This window comes from Acinetobacter sp. YQ_14 (genome assembly GCF_043102985.1).
In the GTDB taxonomy this organism is placed as follows: Bacteria; Pseudomonadota; Gammaproteobacteria; order Pseudomonadales; family Moraxellaceae; genus Acinetobacter; species Acinetobacter venetianus.
Genome location: NZ_JBICJJ010000004.1, coordinates 141,076 through 159,330, shown reverse-complemented (window position 1 = coordinate 159,330; position 18,255 = coordinate 141,076). Strand labels below are relative to the sequence as shown.

At 41.4% G+C, this 18,255-nt stretch carries 19 protein-coding genes; 4 read left to right on the top strand and 15 right to left on the bottom strand.

The features are described 5' to 3' along the window. Positions 1–2 precede the first annotated feature (2 nt). Genes mnmA through purB form a run of 3 tightly spaced genes read left to right on the top strand, consistent with a single transcriptional unit; the run spans position 3 to position 3,328 of the window. Positions 3–1,136 (top strand): tRNA 2-thiouridine(34) synthase MnmA, encoded by a 1,134-nt coding sequence (mnmA, locus tag ACF8D3_RS03100; protein ID WP_392470076.1) that lies wholly within the window; start codon positions 3–5, stop codon positions 1,134–1,136. 18 nt (positions 1,137–1,154) lie between these two features. Beyond that, entirely contained in the window at positions 1,155–1,886 is a 732-nt protein-coding gene (hflD, locus tag ACF8D3_RS03095) for a high frequency lysogenization protein HflD (protein ID WP_004770483.1), read from the top strand. A gap of 53 nt (positions 1,887–1,939) precedes the next feature. Then, positions 1,940–3,328, top strand: coding sequence for an adenylosuccinate lyase (gene purB, locus ACF8D3_RS03090; RefSeq protein ID WP_392470074.1), 1,389 nt, complete (start codon positions 1,940–1,942; stop codon positions 3,326–3,328). Between the two features lie 60 nt (positions 3,329–3,388). Here purB and ACF8D3_RS03085 read toward each other — a convergent pair whose 3' ends face one another. After that, on the bottom strand, positions 3,389–3,823 hold the full coding sequence (locus tag ACF8D3_RS03085) for a PaaI family thioesterase (RefSeq protein WP_392470072.1): 435 nt from the start codon (positions 3,821–3,823) through the stop codon (positions 3,389–3,391). A 266-nt stretch (positions 3,824–4,089) separates the two neighbouring features. On the opposite strand from ACF8D3_RS03085, the gene ACF8D3_RS03080 reads away from it, so the two are divergent. Next, complete coding sequence (locus ACF8D3_RS03080; protein WP_007483747.1) at positions 4,090–4,557, top strand: helix-turn-helix domain-containing protein; 468 nt, start codon at positions 4,090–4,092, stop codon at positions 4,555–4,557. Positions 4,558–4,605: 48 nt separating this feature from the next. On the opposite strand, the gene ACF8D3_RS03075 is transcribed toward ACF8D3_RS03080, so the two are convergent. The 14 genes from ACF8D3_RS03075 to ACF8D3_RS03010 all read right to left on the bottom strand — a co-directional run bounded on the left by ACF8D3_RS03075 (position 4,606) and on the right by ACF8D3_RS03010 (position 18,053). Continuing rightward, positions 4,606–5,799: a hypothetical protein gene (locus tag ACF8D3_RS03075; RefSeq protein ID WP_007483749.1), complete on the bottom strand. Its 1,194-nt coding sequence runs from the start codon at positions 5,797–5,799 to the stop codon at positions 4,606–4,608. 158 nt (positions 5,800–5,957) lie between these two features. Beyond that, the gene (locus tag ACF8D3_RS03070) at positions 5,958–7,598 is read right to left on the bottom strand and encodes a thiamine pyrophosphate-binding protein (RefSeq protein WP_392470069.1); all 1,641 of its coding nucleotides are present in this window, start codon (positions 7,596–7,598) and stop codon (positions 5,958–5,960) included. A gap of 39 nt (positions 7,599–7,637) precedes the next feature. Then, positions 7,638–9,104, bottom strand: a complete 1,467-nt coding sequence (locus ACF8D3_RS03065; RefSeq protein ID WP_392470067.1) for an aldehyde dehydrogenase — start codon at positions 9,102–9,104, stop codon at positions 7,638–7,640. Between the two features lie 11 nt (positions 9,105–9,115). Further along, on the bottom strand, positions 9,116–9,907 hold the full coding sequence (locus ACF8D3_RS03060; RefSeq protein WP_392470065.1) for an aspartate dehydrogenase: 792 nt from the start codon (positions 9,905–9,907) through the stop codon (positions 9,116–9,118). A 9-nt stretch (positions 9,908–9,916) separates the two neighbouring features. Next, positions 9,917–10,711 carry an SDR family oxidoreductase gene (locus tag ACF8D3_RS03055; protein WP_031234625.1) on the bottom strand — a complete coding sequence of 265 codons (795 nt, stop codon included), beginning with the start codon at positions 10,709–10,711 and terminating at the stop codon, positions 9,917–9,919. Between the two features lie 22 nt (positions 10,712–10,733). Then, positions 10,734–11,549, bottom strand: coding sequence for an alpha/beta fold hydrolase (locus ACF8D3_RS03050; RefSeq protein WP_392470063.1), 816 nt, complete (start codon positions 11,547–11,549; stop codon positions 10,734–10,736). Between the two features lie 29 nt (positions 11,550–11,578). Then, entirely contained in the window at positions 11,579–12,100 is a 522-nt protein-coding gene (locus tag ACF8D3_RS03045; protein ID WP_004880546.1) for a cupin domain-containing protein, read from the bottom strand. Positions 12,101–12,133: 33 nt separating this feature from the next. Further along, on the bottom strand, positions 12,134–13,357 hold the full coding sequence (locus ACF8D3_RS03040) for an MFS transporter (RefSeq protein WP_392470061.1): 1,224 nt from the start codon (positions 13,355–13,357) through the stop codon (positions 12,134–12,136). 40 nt (positions 13,358–13,397) lie between these two features. Then, a complete protein-coding gene (locus ACF8D3_RS03035; protein ID WP_392470060.1) occupies positions 13,398–14,609 on the bottom strand; it encodes an NAD(P)/FAD-dependent oxidoreductase in 1,212 nt (403 codons plus the stop codon). 26 nt (positions 14,610–14,635) lie between these two features. After that, on the bottom strand, positions 14,636–15,568 hold the full coding sequence (locus ACF8D3_RS03030) for a VOC family protein (RefSeq protein ID WP_392470058.1): 933 nt from the start codon (positions 15,566–15,568) through the stop codon (positions 14,636–14,638). 12 nt (positions 15,569–15,580) lie between these two features. Beyond that, positions 15,581–16,345, bottom strand: a complete 765-nt coding sequence (locus ACF8D3_RS03025) for an SDR family oxidoreductase (RefSeq protein ID WP_007483763.1) — start codon at positions 16,343–16,345, stop codon at positions 15,581–15,583. Continuing rightward, positions 16,338–17,405, bottom strand: a complete 1,068-nt coding sequence (locus ACF8D3_RS03020) for an aromatic ring-hydroxylating dioxygenase subunit alpha (protein WP_278394520.1) — start codon at positions 17,403–17,405, stop codon at positions 16,338–16,340. Before ACF8D3_RS03020 ends, ACF8D3_RS03025 begins: the two co-directional genes overlap by 8 nt. A gap of 17 nt (positions 17,406–17,422) precedes the next feature. Next, complete coding sequence (locus ACF8D3_RS03015) at positions 17,423–17,722, bottom strand: recombinase-like helix-turn-helix domain-containing protein (protein WP_392470055.1); 300 nt, start codon at positions 17,720–17,722, stop codon at positions 17,423–17,425. 25 nt (positions 17,723–17,747) lie between these two features. Continuing rightward, a complete protein-coding gene (locus tag ACF8D3_RS03010; RefSeq protein ID WP_004880559.1) occupies positions 17,748–18,053 on the bottom strand; it encodes a non-heme iron oxygenase ferredoxin subunit in 306 nt (101 codons plus the stop codon). Positions 18,054–18,255: the final 202 nt, after the last annotated feature.

Below are 18,255 nucleotides of genomic sequence, written 5' to 3'. Positions count from 1 at the left end.
AGATGCAACAACGTGTCATCGTCGGTATGTCTGGTGGTGTAGATTCTTCTGTTTCTGCAGCGCTATTACTTCAACAAGGATATCAAGTTGAAGGTCTTTTCATGAAAAACTGGGAAGAAGATGATGGAACGGAATATTGCACAGCACTCGAAGATTTAGCGGATGCTCAAGCCGTTGCAGATAAAATCGGCATTAAGTTACATACCGCCAACTTTGCCATGGAATACTGGGATCGTGTCTTTGAACACTTCTTGGCTGAATACGCAGCAGGTCGTACACCAAACCCAGATATTCTCTGTAATAAAGAAATTAAATTCCGTGCGTTCCTCGACCATGCCATGACTTTAGGTGCAGATTTTATTGCAACAGGTCACTATGCACGTCGCGGTGCAAGCACACAAAACTCTCGTGGTGAAACCTACGCACCATTATTACGTGGTGTGGATAATAATAAAGACCAGACTTATTTCTTACATGCAGTGCATGGTCGTGAAATTAACAAGACCCTATTCCCTGTTGGTGAAATTGAAAAACCAGAAGTTCGCCGCATTGCAGAAGAACTTGATTTAGCTACAGCGAAAAAGAAAGACTCGACTGGAATCTGCTTTATCGGTGAACGTCGCTTTACTGATTTTCTTAAACAATATCTCCCTGCGCAAGCTGGAAAAATTGTTTTAGAGTCAGGTAAAGAAGTTGGTGAACACCACGGCTTAATGTACTATACGCTCGGTCAACGCGGTGGTATTGGTATTGGTGGTATGAAAGATGTGCAAGAAGGCGCATGGTTCGTGCTGCATAAGGATATTGCCAATAACCGACTGGTGATTGGACAAGGACATGAACATCCATTGATGCAAAGCACACAGCTTTGGAGTGAGTCGATTGACTGGGTGGCTGGCGAACAGGATATTCCAACGACTGGTTTCCGTTGCACAGCAAAAACCCGTTATCGCCAACCTGATCAAGCGTGTACAATCTACCGCGATGAACAGACTGAAAATGGTGTGCGTGTTGAATTTGATGAACCGCAACGTGCGGTGACTCCAGGACAAAGCGTCGTGTTCTACTCAGGAGAGGTTTGCTTAGGCGGTGGTGTGATTCACCATACTAATGCACCTGAACCAGATTTTATTTAAGGAAATTGGAAGCGAAGCATGGTCGAGTTACCCTTTCAGCACACTCAAGCGTTGAATGTTAGACAAAACCGTGCTTTGGCATTGGCGGCAGTCTTTCAGGCAACTCAGCTAACGCATATGACAGCGATGGCGGGTCAACAAAGCATTGGTGATAGTGGTAATTTTTATTTTGAATTACTGATCAAGGCCAGCCTAAACATCCGCCCGACTTCAAATAAGGCGACTCAAACGCTCGATTTCTTTAATCAGCTTGCTGACATTTCTCTTGGTTTAAAAACTTTAGAAGGCTGCATTACCCAGCCTTTTAATACTGCACCGAAATCTCGTGTGCCAAAAATGTCGACTGCCAAGTTGCCAATGTCCTATGCAATGGCTTTATTGCAACTGGAAAAGAAAGTCTACAGCAATCCTGAATACGTCAAAATTATTGAAACTGCCCAACAGAAAATCTTAAAACAGCTCTCTTTTTTCGATAATAATTATTTGCATCCAAGCATTATTGCCAACCTCGCACAAACCTATGTTGAAACCGCAGGCCAAATTAATCCGCGCATTTTAGTCCGTGGTAATGCGGAAGCATTTAAAGACATTAATCATACCAACCGTATTCGAGCCTGCCTGTTTACAGGCTTACAGCTGGCCCATTTATGGAAACAATCTGGCGGCAGCTCGTGGAGTATGATCTTTAGTAAACGCAAATTATTGCAAGATATTCAAGCTCTCGCTCGTTTGCAGTATCAGGTGGTATAGCCGATGCGCCAACGATTTTATTTTTATGTTTATTCCAAAATTAAGGAATCTGTATGAATGCTTTAACCGCACTCTCGCCACTTGATGGACGTTACGCTAGCAAATGCGATGCCCTACGCCCTTTTTTGTCTGAGTTTGGTTTAATCCACGCTCGTGTCACGGTTGAAGTGCGTTGGTTACAAGCACTTGCAAATCGTGCAGAAATCATTGAAGTTGCACCATTCTCAAATGAAACCAATGCAGCGCTAGATGCGATTGTGACCAACTTCTCTGAAGAAGATGCAAATCGCATTAAAGAAATCGAACGCACCACCAATCACGATGTAAAAGCAGTTGAATACTTCCTTAAAGAAAAAATTGCCAACATTGATGAATTAAAAAATGCTGGTGAATTTATTCACTTTGCATGTACGTCTGAAGACATCAACAACTTGTCTCATGCTTTAATGCTTAAAAATGGTCGTGAAGTTTTAGTTACAAGCATGAAGCAAATTTTGAATGCGATTTCTGCTCTAGCAACAACTCATGCTGAACAACCAATGTTATCTCGTACTCATGGTCAAACTGCTAGCCCTACGACGTTGGGTAAAGAAATGGCTAACGTTGCTTATCGTTTAGCGCGCCAAATCAAGCAATTCGAAAACGTAGAATTACTTGGTAAAATTAATGGTGCTGTAGGTAACTATAATGCTCACCTTTCTGCTTACCCTGAAATTGATTGGGCTGCACATGCTCAGGCATTTGTTGAATCTTTAGGTTTAGCATTCAACCCATACACAACTCAAATTGAGCCACATGATTATATGGCTGAATTGTTTGATGCATTACGCCGTTACAACACGATCTTGATCGACTTTAACCGTGATGTTTGGGGCTATATCTCTCTTGGTTACTTCAAACAAAAATTAAAAGATGGTGAAGTTGGTTCTTCAACCATGCCACACAAAGTGAACCCTATCGACTTCGAAAACTCAGAAGGTAACTTGGGCATTGCCAATGCTGTATTGGGTCACTTAGGTGAAAAACTTCCAGTTTCTCGTTGGCAGCGTGACTTAACTGACTCAACTGTTCTTCGCAATATGGGTGTTGGTTTTGCACAAAGCTTGATTGCTTTTGATGCTTGCTTAAAAGGGATCGGTAAACTTGAACTCAATGCGAACCGTTTAAATGAAGATTTAGACCAAGCACAAGAAGTTCTTGCTGAACCGATTCAAACAGTAATGCGCCGTTATAATGTTGAAAAACCATACGAAAAATTAAAAGCCCTTACTCGTGGTCAAGCAATGACACGCGACATGATGGTGAACTTCGTAAATGGCGATGAATTATTACAGGTTCCTGCTGAGGAACGTGCTCGTTTAGCTGAACTTACGCCTGCGACATATACAGGTAATGCTGCTGAACAAGCAAAACAAATTAATGATTTGATCAGCAAAATCTAAATAGTATTAAATCAAAAAAAGCAAAGCTTCGGCTTTGCTTTTTTTATGTTTAAAAATAAATTAACGGCGAATAATCATGTTGGTTGCCGTTGCATGTGCATAAAGCTTTCCCTCTTCATCACGAATATAACCTTCAGAGATCACTAAGTTACGTCCCGCATTAATCACCTTTCCTTCTGCAATTAACTGCTTATTAAATGGCAACGGACGACACATTTTCACATTCAGATCTGTTGTGCCATACCCTTCTCCAGCAGCAAGAACGGTATGTGTTGCACAACCTGTCACAGAATCCAAAACCGTCGCAGCAAATCCACCATGCACGCCACCTAAAGGATTGGTATGTCTTTCATCTGCAATTGCAGTAAATACGATGCGTCCATGTTCTACTTCTAGTGGCTTCATTGGCATTGTTTTTGAGATCCCAGGTTCAGGAACTAAGCCTTGAGCAAATGCTTGCATCATTTCCAAACCTGTCATTTCTAATGGATTCATTAATCTTTCCTCAATTACTTAGATTAGGGCAGAATTTACCCAACCTACAAATGCTTAGCTGTTCCGTTTTATCAAAGCTAAATCTTTCAACACAATTTAGATCACACTCACAAATGTAGCAGATATACTTAAGTTCTTTTTTAGAACTTATTATTCATACCATAACTATGCTAAGATAAATTGTCAACGTGATGATGTATTTACACGTATGACTTTACAAACTTGGCAATATCTTTTGTCTAAGGTGATATCAGTAGAGGTAAAACATGAAATGGCATGAATTGGGTGAAATGAGTTGTCCAATTGCTAGAAGCTTATCGATTTTTGGTGATCGATGGACACTTTTGATTATCCGTAATGCTTTTTTAAGAACACGCCGTTTTGACGATTTTCAGAAACAACTGGGTATTACTCGTCACTTACTCACTGAACGTTTAAATAGACTTGTAGATAATAAAATTTTTGAAAAAGTGCTGTATCAAGAAGCACCTAAACGATATGAATATAAGCTAACTGAAAAAGGCTTGGCTTTATACCCGATTATCATGGCGGTCACAACTTGGGGCAATTACTGGCATAACGAAGACAATAAATATCCAGTGTTAGAATACATGCACAAAGATTGTGGATATAAAACAAAAGCATTGATGAGTTGTGAGCATTGTCATAAAGAATTAACGGCAAAAAATACATTGCCTTATTACGACAACATCAGCCAAACTGCTGAGAAATAAATCTGAGATGAAGAGCAGCACATAGCCCTCTTCATCTCCTATTTTCAATTAAAAACTAAAACCAATATTCAAATTAATTCGATATAACCATTTATCACTATTTGGTGATACCGTAGATGTAAATCCAGTGGCATTGGTTGCTCCGCCAATAATATTGGAGTTTTTACCCCACGTATAATCTGCCCAAACCATAAATGGTGAAGCAATAAACATCATACCGGTTGTATTCATTTGTGAGTCTGACCAATCATCGCGTTTTTTATCTAAGTAACTATAATCATTATAGAAACGAATTGCTTTTAATTTGCCCATATCTTGCACAGGTAAGGTATAAGCAAGGTTCAGACTGGCAACTGTTCCTTCAGATGCAATGAAATAAGCAGGCGTTAAACCATTTGCACCCATCAGTGTCATATCATCATTTACCCCATCAGGGTTTTTCGCATCGTATTGATAATGAATCACTGAGCTTTGTAAATTAAATCGTTTGTAATTGTTATCGGTATGCAATCCAACTGCATAATATTTGCCGTTTTTATCGGTCGTCTTATTATGTAGTTGAGCAATTGCACCTGAAACACCAAACTCTTGCTTACCAAAATCCGTTTCCAATTTTCGGACAATACGTGTGTTAAGTTGGTGACGCTTTTCATTTTGATAAGCACTTTGGGTTGGAAATGCATTCTCAGATAAATCATCATAAGTCGCGCTTTCAGGTGAATATCGCAAATTGGTTGAAAGCATCTCTGGATAATAGCCTAGCTTGAGATCCCAATCTTTATTGTGAAAATTCCAATTTATACCTGGCGCGATATTGTTGCCATAACCGAGGAAAAATGGAATGTGGTAAGTCCATCCATTTTGCGGATAAGGATAAATTGCAAATGGTTTGTAGACAAAACCTGCTTCAATGTTATTGTTTTCATTCAGGTTATATCCAACATAGGCTTTTTCAATTGATCGTTTCTCTTGATCTTGAAAAAGATAACTGGCATTGAAATAGGCATCATCAAATTTACCTTTTAGATCAACCCTAAAAATATCAAAATGGAGTTTCCCAAAACCACCATTCTCACCTTCCCAGTTTTCATAACGCTGGTTAAGTCGAACTACCCCACCTAACTGAACAGAATCTGTTCCGTCTTCACTTTTCCACTGTAATGCTGAGCTCTGTGCAAATACATTAGACATCCCACCTAAATAAACTGCGCCTAGCATCACAACCATAGCTGTCTTTTTCATTTCATATTCCTTCGGTTTTTTACCAACAATCCTATTGGTTTGGTTTTTGTTTTACCTATAAAACATAGTTTTTATTGTTTTTTAGGCAAAAAATTTTTACCTGCTGTAATTTAATGGACATTCGGCTTCATCGCCCAATGACCGAATGCCCAAACTGGTTAATACAATTTCTTCTGCGGTGGTCCTGCAAAATTAAGTGGCCCAATCGAATTCATATCGAGTTCAATCACTGTTGGCCCTTGGAAATCAATTGCCTCTTGAATTGCCGTTTTGAATTCATCAGCACTGCCTACTTTCCAGCTTTTCACGCCCATTGCCTCACCTAAAACTTTGTAATCTGGTGTATGCAATTCATTGAAATACTGACGACCACCGAAGTAATTGTTTTGAATACCTCGCATTACTCCATAACCACCATCATTCATGATCATGAGTACCATATTGGTATTCTCTTGAGCCATGGTAGCGATCTCTCCGATCCCCAACATCAAGCCACCATCACCAACTAAACCGATCACTTTTTTGTCAGGATTGGCAATTGAGGCACCAATTGCAGTCGCTAAACCAAGACCAATTGCTCCTGCCAATGAATGAATATTTTGATTTGGTGCTTGTACTGGGAATAATCGACTGCCCCATGTACTACCTGACTTCGTAATATCACGAACAAAAATTCCATCTTGTGGCAAAGCTGCACGGAGGTGATCACAGATCAATGCATATTGATCAAGCTGTGTACGTAATGCATTGATTGCTGCCTGTTTCGCGGCAACAACTGCTGCATCATATTCAGTATCTACTTTAGATACGTTCGCTAAGCCTGTGAGAATACGTTGCAATACATCTTTTGCATCACCACAAATAAAATTACGAATTTTGTAATTACGTTGTTGTGCAACAGGGCTGGCATCGATTTGAATAATATTGTCAGGGAACTGCACTGAATAGGTTTTGGTTTCATTACTACGTAAACGAGAACCCACAACAACCAATAAATCTGCATCTTTTAAAAGTTGCTCAACGCCTGTTGAGTTATGAAATGCACCTAAGCTACGGGGATGCTCATCTGCCAATACACCGCGTGCATGGGTTGAAGACACTACTGGAATACCAAGATCAGCAATTGCTTTAACTTCATCAACACTATTGAGCGTACCACCGCCGATCCAAAAAATTGGACGTTTGGCTTTCTTGATTTCATCAATGATCAAATCAACTTCGGTCTGATCAGCTTGAGGCAATTCAAGTGCTTTGACTGGTCCTAAATTCAACGGTAAATCAATTTCAGCGGCTTGAACATCAATCGGTAGCTCAACACTAACTGGCCCCATTGGCACAGTAGTCGCGACACGAATCGCTTCACGAATTACGCCGACCGCATTGTCAGGGCTAGTAATACGAAATGCTGCTTTGCTCGATGCACGTAAGAAAGTCAGCTGATCTTTAGTTTCGTGAATGAAACTTGCATCGCGATCTAAATATTCACGTTCAACTTGACCTGTTAAATGCAAAACTGGACTACCCGCATTCATCGCTTCAATCAACGAACCCACCGCATTACCTGCACCTGCACCAGTGCTGGTTAAAGCAACGCCCAAACCTTTAAAGCGTGAATGACCATCTGCCATCGTCACTGCACCTGCTTCACCACGCGCCGCGACAAAGCGAATTTTTTCACGGCGACCTACGGCATCAGCAATTGGTAAATTGTGAATTGAAATAACGCCGTAGATACTATCAACTTGGTGCGCCTCTAAAACACGAGCGATTGCTTCGCCTACATTTACACGTTCTGTCATTACTATATTCCTCAAAAACTTGTTCTTTCCATGAATTTATCAATCGCACCAAGGATTTGGCTGTTCGCTTAATCCCATATAAATGCTTTTCTGTTGCATATACGCCAAGATGCCTAAACGACCTTTTTCACGTCCAATTCCACTTTCTTTGAAACCACCAAATGGTGCTGAGATTGAGAATTTTTTGTAGGTATTGATCCAAACTGTTCCCACTTCTAAAGCACGTGCTAGTTGCCACGCTTTGCGATAGTTTTCCGTCCAAATCCCCGCTGCCAAGCCAAAACAACTGTCATTGGCTTGGGCAATTAAATCTGCCTCATCGTCATATTTCATGACCACCAACACAGGGCCAAAAATTTCTTCCTGACAGGTTTGAGCTGAGTTATTTAGACCTGTGATAATGGTCGGTAAATAGAAGCTACCTTTTGCTAAATCACCTTCAGTCAATGCCTCACCGCCGACAAGAACCTGACCGCCTTCTTTTTTGGCCAATTGAACATAAGCATCAACAGAAGCTAAATGTTTAGGATTGATCAACGAACCCAAATGCATCCCTGCTGTTTCAGGGTGTCCAACACGTAAACCCTTGGTGATTTCAACTAGACGATTTAAGAATTGATCGTAAATGCTGTGATGAACGAATAAGCGTGATCCTGCAATACATGCCTGACCTGCTGAGCTAAAAATGCCATAAGCCACACCTTTTGCTGCAAGCTCAATATCAGCATCTTGCATCACGATTGTTGGCGATTTCCCACCAAGTTCTAAAGATGTAGTGATTAGCTTATCTGCTGCGATGTGTGCTAAATGACGCCCCGTACTCGTTCCACCCGTAAATGAAATTTTGCGTACCAATGGATGCTTTACGATTGCATCACCAATAACTGAGCCACGACCAACCAACACACTCAATAAACCTTTAGGTAAACCTGCTTCTTCAAAAATTTTGGCAAGTTCTAAAGCGATCAGTGAAGTCACTTCTGCTGGTTTGAGCACTACAGCATTACCGCCAGCCAATGCAGGAGCTAACTTTTGCACTTCACTGGCTATCGGTGAATTCCATGGTGTAATCGCTGCTACAACCCCAACAGGTTCATGCACACTCATGGTCATAAAATCTGGCGCACGTTGTGTGGTTAACTCATCATTTAAGGTTTCACACGCCGCTGCGACATAACGTGCTGTTGCAGCCGCACTCAAGGTTAAGGCACGCGTCTCAGCCAGTGGTTTACCGTTGTCTCGGGTTTGTAGCTTTGAAAGTTCATCAACACGCGCTTCAATAATGTCAGCCACTTTATATAAAATTCGTGCGCGTTCGTGAGGCATACTGTTGCGCCATGAAGACTGTCGCCAAGCAAGATCCGCTTTTTCTACCGCTTCATTGACATCATCCAAACTCGCCGTTGAAATCTCAGCATTCACAGATTGATCTGCTGGAAACAGACTTTGAATCGTGTCACCTCGACCTAATCGCCATTCACCAGCGATATAAATTTCCTTTACCATGATCAAATCCTTTAAATCTGAATTGCTTCAACACTATTTCGACATGCACGAATTACACTTAGTGCAGCCAATGTCGAGGTTTTTGGGTTACTTGCCAAAGGTACACCCACCAGTTCAATCGTCATTTCGCCGAACAAACCTTCTGCCACGATGGTGTGTTTGTTCTTATTAATCGTTGGATCGACAGTTAGCTCGACCAAGGTTTGATCCATTCCCAAACCAGCTAAAGCAATCGTTGCCGCAACATTGGCATTTGCTGGAAATTTAAGTGCTGCCTCTCTTGCTGTTCCACGAAAGAACACCGTTGCTTCACTCACTAGATCAAGATCAACCAACTGTTCTGCGTAGCTTCCACGCCAACTGTTTGGACTTTTACAACCCTTATAAGTCACCTTTTCCAAGCCACCTTCTTTGGCAGCTGAAATACCATCAATACCCGCAATTGCACCTGCTAAAAGATGTAAATGGGCATCATGTTGCTCAGCGGTATTTTTTAACTGAATCAAAAACTCGTTATCAGCCAAAGTCCCAACTGAGATCAACCCAATAGTCCAGCCTTTTTCCAATACCTTTTGTGCATGCTCTTTCACCGCAGCTTGACCAGCAACCTCAATCACGTAATCAGGTGTGCCCTGACATTCATCAATTGAACTAATTACTTGCACTTCGGGAGCAACTTGTGCCTGAACTTTTTCAACACTCCGTGCTGGCACTACAATCCATTTAAGTTGTAAGTCTTGCGGCATATGGGCATACACTTCTGCTGCTATTGCGCCAAAACCAATCATCATCAACTGTTTCATGTGCACACCTTATACATGCTTATTAAATCCGCCAGAAACATCTAGGGTTGAACCTGTGGTATAGGATGCTAAAGGTGATGCGAGAAAGACCAAGGCACGAGCTGGTTCTTCTGGCTTGCCTAAACGATGCATCGGAATACCACGATTTTTTGCAATATTACCTGTCCATTGTTCCCATGACAGATTTGGGTCTGAACGTGTTTCAAAGCGGCGTTTCCACTGTGCCGACTCGACCATACCGAGTAGGATTGAATTCACACGGATACCATATTGAGTAAATTCATGTGCCAGTGAATGCGTTAAATTTAATAACGCCGCACGTGCAGATGACGTTGCGATCATGTGAGGCTCAGGTTGCAATGCCAACAATGAATTGACATTGGTAATTGAGCCACATGCTGAATCTTTTAAATCATTTAAAAATGCGCGAACTGGATGCAATACACTGAAATATTTAAGTTCGATTTCTTTCATCCAATCTTCGTCTTGAGTATTTTCAAAATTCGACACACGACCTTGACCTGCGTTATTGATCAACATGTCGACATTGCCTAAGTTTTGCTTCACATCATGTGCAAATCGTTTTACATCTTCTTTGTCCAAAACGTTGCAGATGCTGGTGTAAATATTGGCATGTGGATATTTTTCTAAAATATAAAGCTTTGATGATGCTAACCGTGCTTCATCTCGACCACACCATGCCACCTTTGCACCTTCTGCAACTAAAATTTCTACAGCAGCCAAACCAATGCCTGACGAGCCACCTGTTACAACTGCTACTTTTCCTTCAACTTGGAAGCTCATATCCATATCTCTCGTTTAAATCTTAATTTGCCGATAAAACAATGTCGTTAAACTGATCAGGTTGATCGACATAACTCAGATGACCTGCATCTGTAATGAGATGACATCGGCTCAATTGCATTTCCATCGCCAGTTCCATGATGGCTTGAGCAGGTGTTATTTCATCCTTGTCACCCGCAATCACCACACATGCAACTTTGATATCTGTTAAATAATTTCTAATCTCGTCATACGCCAACAAATACGATGCTCGCGTAAAACCGTCTAAAGTGAGTTGCCCCATCACCTTACTGACCAATGCCAGTGCTTGTGGGTCTTGTTTATAAATTAAATGTGGTCCACGACTCGCCGCCATCCCAGCATTCCCCAAGCTTTTCAACATATTTGGGCGTTTTTGATAAACTTGTGCTTTGGTTGCTTCATCTGATCGTTGATAGCCTTGTGCAGCGTTAGCAATGATTAAAGTTTCAACTCGTTCAGGATAAAGATGGGCAAAGGCACTTGCCTGTAATGCGCCTAATGAATGACCGACGATAATGGCTTTAGAAATTGCTAATGCATCCATGATCGCCAGCACACGCTGAGCATAATCAGTTGCAATTGGCTGCTCAGTATCTAAGTTCTCAGATAAGCCATAACCCGGCGCATCCCAAGCAATGACATGAAAATGATGACTGAGCACATCGAGCTGATTGACCCAAGATGCAGAACCTGAGCTGATACCATGCAACAGAATCAGTGTTTGGCCTTGCCCTGCTTCACGATAGGCTTGCAACTGACCATTGATCTCAATGGTTTGCACTGGGTATTTGGCTAATGTGTCAATCAAAGTCATCATTTCATTCCTTTTACAGTTAATCGCGTTGATTAACGTTTAATTTGAGACAATGGATGCTCAGGTGGATAGTTCGGAATGGTTGGTTTTCCAGCCCCTAACATCACACACATCAAGGCATCTTCTTGACCAGGATTAAACAAACCACGGTAAATACCTGGTGGAATTGAAATCAGATCACGCTCTTTCAATTTGGTCTGGAATTTTTCACCGTTATGCTCAATGAACAGATCAATCTCACCACGTAACATGAAAAACACTTCTTCCACATCGTGATGAATGTGCAGTGGTCCTTCACATTGGGCAGGTAAAACCATGGTTGAAAAAGTGAAGTTTTCAGCTGGAACGGTGTTGCCATCATTCACCACACCCGTTGCACCAGTACCCATATAACGCATTTGTGCACGGCGATATTTAGGGTCATAGTCAGCTTGGAACTTCAGCGCATCAAAGTCATATTTACGTGTTTCAAAACGTGCGATACGTGTATTTAACCAATCTTCTAAATTCGTGCCTTCTGGCTGTGTCCATGATTCAAATTGTTGAGTAGACATTTTTAACTCCTAGGTTTTTGATGAATAGTTTGATTAATAACGTTTCAATAAAGGAACCAAGAAGAACGACCCAATAACGGCGACTGCTGCTAAGAAGGTAATTCCTAAATTAAAACTGTTGGTTTGCATCACGATGTAGCCGATTAGAACTGGCGCAATCGCACTGGCAAAATTACCCAATCCATTGAAAATTCCTCCTGCTGTTGCACCGACATCAGCTGTTGTCACACGGGCAAGTAAGGCAAATACTGCTGCGACACCGAAGCCCCAAGCCATTGCACTTAAAGACATTGCTGCGATCACTAAATGAGGTTCAGTCATTAACACCATCACGTACATAAAGATGCCCGCAACCAATAAACCACCGAAAACTTGCACTGCTCGGCGACCTAACTTGTCTGAAAGGAATGCACCGATCACTTCACCAATCAACATGGCGATGAATGGGAAACTTGAATAAATACCGAACTCTTTAAGATTGAAGCCTTTGTCTTGGATTAAATAAGAAGGAACCCAACTGTTTAATCCCCAGAGGTAAGTCATCAATGCAATGTTGAAGATACACACCAACCAAAAAGAACTGTTCTGCAATAAAATCTTGGTGTTTTGAATATGGCCTTTGAAGTTGATACGTTTACTGGTCGAATCAAGTTCAATGGTTTTCTTGAGCTGTAAATTGCGTAGACCAAATACGATGGCAATTAATGCAATTACCGTTAAGCCAGCCATCACAAAGAATGTGGTATGCCAATCATGTTTTGCTAAAACTGCCGCTGTAATTGGGAAACCCAAGAATGCACCGATTGGTGTTCCTAACAGGAACATGGTGGAAGCTCGTGCTTGCTGACGATCAGTATAGGTTTGCTTCACGATGGTATATGCCAAGGCAAATAATGGACCTTCAGCTAAACCGAGCAGAACTCGAAGCACTAACATTCCTTCGTAGTGTGTGGTAAACCCCATGCAAAACATGAGCACCCCCCAAGACGCAACGCTCCAAAACAACATTTTCTTTGGATTGAAAATATCGCCCAAAAAACTCAGAAAGACAGATGAAAAACCGTAAGCCAATAAGAAGCTCGTCATTAACCATCCAAGTTTTGCTTTATCTTCAGCAATCCCCATCGCACCTTGGAAATGTGGATCTGCAAATAACACAGCAATACTAATCTTGTCGAAAAACGCGAGAACAACACACACCATCAGGACAAAAGCAGGAACCCAATGCTTAAATCCTCTTTTCTCTTCATTACTCATACTTCATTCCTTCGATTGCGTAATGAACCGGAATCAATGTTTACGGTTTTAATTTCATGACATTAAATTCAGGGTCTGCTAATAGTTTTGGGTCTAAAATGGTGTTGGATTGCATCCAACGTTTTGCCAGTTTGACCAGTTTCGAATCATTGATTGCAATCATGTTGATCAAACGATTTTGATCATCAAGATAGAGGTAACTACATTGATCTGCCGCACTTTTGCGCACCACAATCTGTTCTGTTCTTTCAGGTTGGTAAGTTCCCAATATCTGAATATTGAAGTGATATTGATCAGACCAAAGCCAAGGAATGTCAGCATATTCTGTTTCCATGCCCAACATCGATTTTGCTGCTGCAATCGCTTGGTTTTGTGCATTTGCCCATGACTGAATGCAATAACCTAAACTCGGATGAATCGCGACATCACCAGCAGCATAAATATCTTGATCAGAAGTCTGTCCAAAACAATTTACGACGATACCGTCTTTCACTTCTAAGCCTGCATTTACACCAAGCTCTTTAGCAATATCAGCTCCAGCACCCACCACCACACAATCAAATAGCTCACTTGCATTTGGATGATTTACAACTTCAACTTTTTGCTGACCTGCTTCAATCAAATGTAGGTTTTTACTATTTAAATGAATCTGTGTGCCTTGTTGCTCATGCATATCTTTTAAAAATGCTGACACATCAGGACTCACGCTACGCGCACAAAGTCGATCACCATATTCAAAGATATGAACTTCTTTACCTTGCTTGCGTGCAGTTGCAGCAATTTCCAAACCGATCCAACCACCACCGACTACCGCCAATTTCTGAGCATGCTGCAAAATTTCAGCAAGACGTTCGCAATCTTGTACATTACGCAGCGTGACGACATTAGGAATAAACTGCCACGTATTTACGGGTACACGAGCGCGACTTCCTGTTGCAATCAATAGCTTGTCATAAGGCAAAATTTGACCATCATTTAAGATGACTTGTTTGTGTTGACGATCGACTTGAGTTGCTAAAGCAGGCTTATGCCATTGAATATCGAACTCCTGCACCTGCTCTGGAGAAAACAGATGTAAACTTTCATAACTGGCTTCTTTAGACAGCACTTGTTTAGAAAGCGGTGGACGCTCGTAAAACACACGATCTTCATTAGAAACCACATGAATTTCGCCCAAAAATCCATTTTGACGTAAGGTACTGACTGCCCAACCAGCGGCCTGTCCAGCCCCTACGATTACGATTCTTTCCATAGCATTTCTCCCTGCTTCGTCACGCTTTATGCAGGTTTCACTTGACGACGTGTATGGTCATCCAAACCGCCTTCAATTGCCCATTCAGTAAATAGTTCTAAACGATGTTCCTCTACACGCGGCTGCCATTCTTCAGTCAAATAATCATCATTGGTGTAGTACTCAAAAGCACCACCCAACGGTGAATTTACATACCAAAAGTATGCTGAAGAAATAGGATGACGCCCCGGCCCGATAAACGTTGACCATTCAGAACGATTCATATTCAAACCACCGCCAATCACTTCATGAATGTCACGAACTACAAAGGCAACATGGTTTAAACCTGCAGGTTTGTTTGGAATCGATAATAAGAACAAATCATGGTGATAACCCTTGCCACGACAACGTAAGAAAGCACCACGATTACGATAAGCATCAGATAAGAAGAAACCTAATTTCTCAATATAGAACTTTTCAGTTTTTTCTAAATCTGGGGTAAAAAACACCACATGACCAATTGCAACTGGCTGACCTTTTTCATAGACAGGACTTGCTGCATTGACACGATTAATGCTGCCGTACTGGTTAATGCCTTCGGTTTTTAATTGCGGTAGTTCTTGCACAAAACTTTTTTGAAATCGAATGGTCATACCATTTGGATCAATGCATTGCACCATATCTGCTATAGACTGATAACCATCAACATCTTTTAAATGATCAGCCAAATCTGCTAAATCTTGAGCTGGATTGTCCAACCCCCAAGTCACTTCACGTAAGGTTGAACCTGATTCAATCGCTTGTGGTAAACGAGCATCATCACAGTCAAATATATAAATCTTACTGCCATTTTGTGTTTGATAAAGATCAGTACCTTCAATGTCAGATGTCGTATTCTTTAGACCAAAATCTGCCAAAAATTTATTCGAAGCAGCTCTGTCCTCAACACCAAATTTTAAAATCTCAATCCCTGTAATCATGAGACAAACTCCTTAATTAAAGACAAAACCGCCATTTACTGGAATATTTTGACCTGTCACGAATGAAGACAAATCCGACAGTAAATACAGTGCTGTGCCGTTTAAATCCTGTGGTAGTTGCTGACGCTGAATCGCTCGACCATTCACATATAAATCATGACGTTCTTGCGGTACATATTCAGTTGCTTCTACAAGTGTTAAACCTGGTGAAAGTGTATTGATACAAATATTGAATTGCCCAAGCTCTCGCGCCATCGAACGTGTCATCGCAACCAAAGCACCTTTACTCGCCACATAAGCCATTAGATTCGGTGCGCCCCACAAAGCTGTGTCAGAAGCAACATTAATCACTTTCCCAGCATCAGCCTGTTTCAGATATGGCACACATGCTTTAGTGACCAACCATGTCCCTTTCACATTGATGTTCATGACTCGATCCCAGAGATCAGCATCGTAATCCATCAAACTTTTACCGCCGACATTGGTTGCAAGCGCAGCGCAATTCACTAAACCATCTATTCCGCCTAGGGATTCAGCAGCCTGCTCGACAGCCTGCTGAATTGAGACAGCATCAGCCAAATCGATTTGTACAGCATCGACCTTTAAACCTTGTTGCTGCAATTCAGCCGCTTCTTTTTGAACAAGATCATCCAAAATATCCGCCATGACGACCTGAGCACCTGCTTCTGCAATTGCTTGCGCAAAGTCTCGTCCCAAGCCTCTTGCCGCGCCTGTGACAAGGACTTTTTTGCCTTGTAACAATGCAACATTAGCCATGTGCTTCTTCCTGCATTTCAATACGATTTGAAGTATTCAAAGCTGCAATTTTCTTTAATTGCTTTTCAGCTTCTTTTTTCATTAAACGACGTAAGCGTGATAAGCCCACATCATGTTGGTAGAGAAATTCTTGTTGACGTGCATTTGGTGCAAGATTTTCCAAGATAATTCGATCTTGCTCTAATACATCCCAATGCAATTTTTCTAAGTGATTACGGTAAAGGAAGCGCCAGACGTTACGTTGCCAACCACTCACTTTACGGCAACGCCAGAAGAATACGCGTGTATTGTCTGCATCAATTGGTGTTGCATATCCAACAATCCAGAACTCGCCGCCCGGCCCAAAATCTTTACGATAAGGAATAGAAAGGCGTAACCAGCTTGCACCTGTATTGGCGTATTCAACCCAATCAAAGTTCACACCAATTTGACCTTCTTTCTCAAAAACAAAACCATGTTCAGTTGAACGATGTTTCATTTCTGCGGTGCGATCACCTTCAGCCATTGAGTGCGAAGTACAGTGCAAATAACTACCGTGCATAGGGTCCATGACATTATCAATTGCATATTGATGATTCACTTTCCAATCAGCTTGGCAAAGGAATGCACTCCAATCTTCACTCGCGAGTTGTTCAGGAAAATCGAGGGCTTTAGGTGCTTCATTAGGATCAATACCGAACCAAAGGAAAATCGCACCATGTGCTTCGATTACTGGATAGCTTTTTATACATTGAGTGCCTTTCATTGGACAGTCATGTACAGCTGGTACATCTTCGACCACACCATCATGGCGAACTTCAACACCGTGATACCAACAAGCTACGCGATTTCCAAGATTCCACCCCAAAGAAAGACGTGCTCCACGATGCGGACAACGATCTTCTAAAGCATGGACTTGACCTTGGTCATCACGCCAAACCACAATATTCTCACCCAAACGAGTGATACCGACTGGATTTGCTGCAACTTCCCAGCTCGCAAGAACTGGATGCCATTGATCACGTAGACCCAAATCTAAATATTCTTCAACACTTGGTGTAGCTGACACTGCTGCGTTCATAATCGTTCTTCCTTGAATCAATAACCCAAACGTTGCATTTCTTCTGAAAAGCTTTCAGAAGTCCAAAGCTCACCAGACTCACAACGGAAACCTTGTTGATTTAAAGTCTGAACTACGTCTGCAAGCTCGGTGACACCTGCTGCAAAGGCTTTAATCAAATGCTGAACAAAGTCTTGCTCGTAAACTGTTGGTTCTTTATAGCGAGTTTGCCAAATCAATAATTCTGGCTGGCCCGGAACTTGGATATTATTAATCCCTGCTTCCGTTGCTGGCACTGCATGAATCCAGTTGGCTAGCTTCTCATTAAATGTTTTCACGCGATTCCTTCCTTCTAGTTAAGACCTATAGTTGAATTTGGATATCTGTTCCTTCAACTCGTACAGGATATGTGCATAGATCACGACATCCTGGTCCACTCTTTAGCTCACCCGTTTGAATATCGAAAATCGCTTCATGTAATGGGCATTCAACGGTTTGATCTTCAATAAAGCCTTCTGTTAATAAGGCGAAGGCATGTGGGCATACATTTTCAATGGCAAAGTAGTTTTCTTCGATGAAAAAAACGCCAATTTTTTTACCGTCAACTTCAATGGCTTTTGGCTCGTCTTCGGTTACTTCGTCTTGCTGACAAACTGAGATCCAACTCATTCCTATAGTCCTCGAATATGTTTTATATGCAAAACTTTTGTTTATTTCCAAAACATATGAAAAGAATAATATTAATCCAGTTTTTATGTCAATATTATTAACACTATAAAGTTCATATACTTATTCAAAAAATTATATTTAGTTACGTTTCTAATAGAAAAATGTGTTTTGCATATAAATCTTTAATTGTGTATTTTGATCT